The 2,776-nt window shown below is 64.4% G+C and carries 2 protein-coding genes and 2 pseudogenes; 2 read left to right on the plus strand and 2 right to left on the minus strand.

The genetic code is table 11. The annotated features are described in order from the left end of the window. Together AB4Y86_RS16100 and AB4Y86_RS16105 are read left to right on the plus strand one after the other, a co-directional pair. Positions 1–1,276 (plus strand): DEAD/DEAH box helicase (locus AB4Y86_RS16100; RefSeq protein ID WP_441403186.1); only part of this gene is annotated, 1,276 nt, incomplete at its 5' end. Between the two features lie 7 nt (positions 1,277–1,283). Beyond that, entirely contained in the window at positions 1,284–2,207 is a 924-nt protein-coding gene (locus tag AB4Y86_RS16105; protein ID WP_441403187.1) for a DNA-methyltransferase, read from the plus strand. A 67-nt stretch (positions 2,208–2,274) separates the two neighbouring features. Here AB4Y86_RS16105 and AB4Y86_RS16110 read toward each other — a convergent pair. Together AB4Y86_RS16110 and AB4Y86_RS16115 are read right to left on the minus strand one after the other, a co-directional pair. Beyond that, a pseudogene (locus AB4Y86_RS16110) lies at positions 2,275–2,415 on the minus strand (MarC family protein); the annotation flags it as partial. Continuing rightward, positions 2,367–2,669: pseudogene (locus AB4Y86_RS16115) on the minus strand (F0F1 ATP synthase subunit gamma); the annotation flags it as partial. The pseudogenes AB4Y86_RS16115 and AB4Y86_RS16110, both read right to left, overlap by 49 nt. Positions 2,670–2,776: the final 107 nt, after the last annotated feature.

Here is a 2,776-nt window from a genome sequence, read left to right on the forward strand (position 1 = left end):
CGCCTACGAGCCGCAGATTGAGTCGCTGCAGAAGGGCGTCGAGATTGTTGTCGGCACGCCCGGCCGCCTCATTGACCTCTACAAGCAGAAGCACCTCGTCCTGAAGAACGTCAAGATGGTCATCCTTGACGAGGCGGACGAAATGCTGGATCTAGGCTTCCTCCCGGACGTCGAGACCCTCATCGCCGGCACCCCCGCGGTCCGCCAGACGATGCTGTTCTCGGCCACCATGCCGGGCCCGGTTGTGGCGATGGCCCGCCGCTACATGACCAAGCCGACGCACATCCGCGCCGCCGACCCGGACGACGAGGGCCTGACCAAGCGCGACATCCGCCAGCTGATCTACCGTGCCCACAGCATGGACAAGATCGAGGTCGTGGCCCGCATCCTGCAGGCCCGCGGCCGCGGCCGCACCATCATCTTCACCAAGACCAAGCGCACCGCCGCCAAGGTGGCCGAGGAACTCGTGGACCGCGGCTTCGCCGCCGCCGCCATCCACGGCGACCTGGGCCAGGGCGCCCGCGAGCAGGCGCTGCGCGCCTTCCGCAACAACAAGGTGGACGTCCTSGTYGCCACCGAYRTCGCYGCCCGYGGYATCGAYGTCGAYGRCGTCACGCACGTGATCAACTACCAATGCGTCGAAGACGAGAAGATCTACCTGCACCGGGTGGGCCGCACGGGCCGGGCCGGCAACAAGGGCACCGCAGTGACCTTCGTCGACTGGGACGACATGCCCCGCTGGGGCCTGATCAACAAGGCCCTGGGCCTGAGCTACCCGGAGCCGGTCGAGACCTATTCCTCCTCTCCGCACCTGTACGAGGAACTGGACATCCCTGTCGGAACCAAGGGCCGCCTGCCCCGCGACAAGCGGGTGCTCGCCGGTGTCGACGCCGAAGTCCTTGAGGACCTCGGCGAGACCGGCAAGAAGCACGCGCGCGGCAGCGCACAAAACAGCGGACGCGACGGCGGACGTGACGGCGCCAAGGCCAGCGGACGCGACGGAGGCCGCGGTTCCCGTGAAGCCGGGCGCGAGAGCGGGCGCTCCGGCGGCCGCGATGGTGGGCGCGACGGCGGCCGCTCGGGCGAGCGTCGTCGTCGTTCCCCCGAGAAGGAAGCCGCAGCCGGACCCGCTGAGGCAGCCGCCCCGGCGGCCAGGAACGGCGCTCCGACCGAGGTAGACCGGGCCACCCGTGCGCGCCGCCGCACCCGCACGCGCCGCCACAACGGCGAAGTGGTGACCGGCGAGAGCCACGCAGCACGCAGCGCCGAGGCCTAATCCCTTCATGACTGAAACCGTCTGGGCGCCGGACGGCARCAATCTGGTGGTACACGCGGACAACGCGGCCTACCTCCCGTCGCTGCCGGACGGCGCCTTCACACTCATTTATGTGGATCCGCCGTTCAACACCGGCCGGGTCCAGAAGCGCCAGGAAACGAAGATGGTGTTCAACACCGGTGGCGCGGGCGACCGGGTCGGCTTCAAGGGCCGCTCTTACGACACCATCAAGGGCGCGCTGCACAGCTACGACGACGCGTTCAGCGACTACTGGTCCTTCCTGGAGCCGCGGCTCGTGGAGGCCTGGCGGCTGCTGGCCGACGACGGCACCCTGTACCTGCACCTCGACTACCGGGAGGTGCACTACGCCAAGGTCATGCTGGATGCGATCTTCGGCCGCGAGTGCTTCCTCAACGAGATCATCTGGGCCTACGACTACGGCGCCCGCGCCAAATTCCGCTGGCCGACCAAACACGACAACATCCTCGTGTACGTGAAGAACCCGGCGAAGTACCACTTCGACAGCGCCGAGGTGGACCGCGAGCCGTACATGGCGCCGGGCCTCGTCACACCGGCGAAGCGCGAGCTCGGCAAGCTGCCCACCGACGTCTGGTGGCACACCATCGTCTCGCCCACCGGCAAGGAAAAGACCGGCTACCCGACGCAGAAGCCCGAGGGCCTGATCCGCCGGGTCGTGGCAGCCTCCAGCCGTCCCGGCGACTGGTGTCTGGACTTCTTCGCGGGCTCCGGCACGCTCGGCGCCGTGGCTGCGAAGCTTGACCGGAAGTTCGTCTGCGTCGACCAGAACCAGGCCGCCCTCGACGTCATGGCCAAACGGCTCGGCGCGCACGCGCACTTCACAGCGATGCCTTCCGCCCAGCCCGAGCCTTCCGCTGCCCAGCCCGAGCCCTCCGCAGTCCAGCCCAACTAACCCGCATTTGTTGTCGTTTTGGGGCCCCAAAACGGCAACAACTGCGAGTCAGTTGGGGGCGGCTGCGTCAGGTCCAGCTCTTCACGAAGGCGTGCACGGCGTCGGCAATCATCTGCACGGCAATCGCGGACAGCAGCAGGCCGGCGATCCGGGTAACCAGTTCGACGCCGTTCTCCCCCAGCACGCGCTGGACCACCCTGCTAGTCCGCGATCAGATGTAATAACGATGTACCCTGTACGCTTTACAGGACGCGCATTTAGCATTGGATGATTAATCCCTTTACTTCCTTGCGCAATGCTCGCTACTACTTCTTGAATCTTTTCCATATACGGAACGAAAGATTTAGCATTTTGTTCTGCACGGTTTAACTTAGATGCAGATACCATCTCCATCGCTTTCGTAATTTGACTCGTTTTCTTTGTCGAGTTAATCTTCGCTTTTATATCGCGTAAAGATGCCACAGGTTTTCACCACCTTTTTTCCGGAAGTTGGCACGATTAGTAAGAATCCTCTTCCTAATCTACGTTGCAAGATATTCTTGCTCATGATTGAAGGAAAAGAATAGGTG

The sequence above is a fragment of the Arthrobacter sp. 2YAF22_2 genome (genome assembly GCF_052114645.1).
GTDB lineage: Bacteria > Actinomycetota > Actinomycetes > Actinomycetales > Micrococcaceae > Arthrobacter.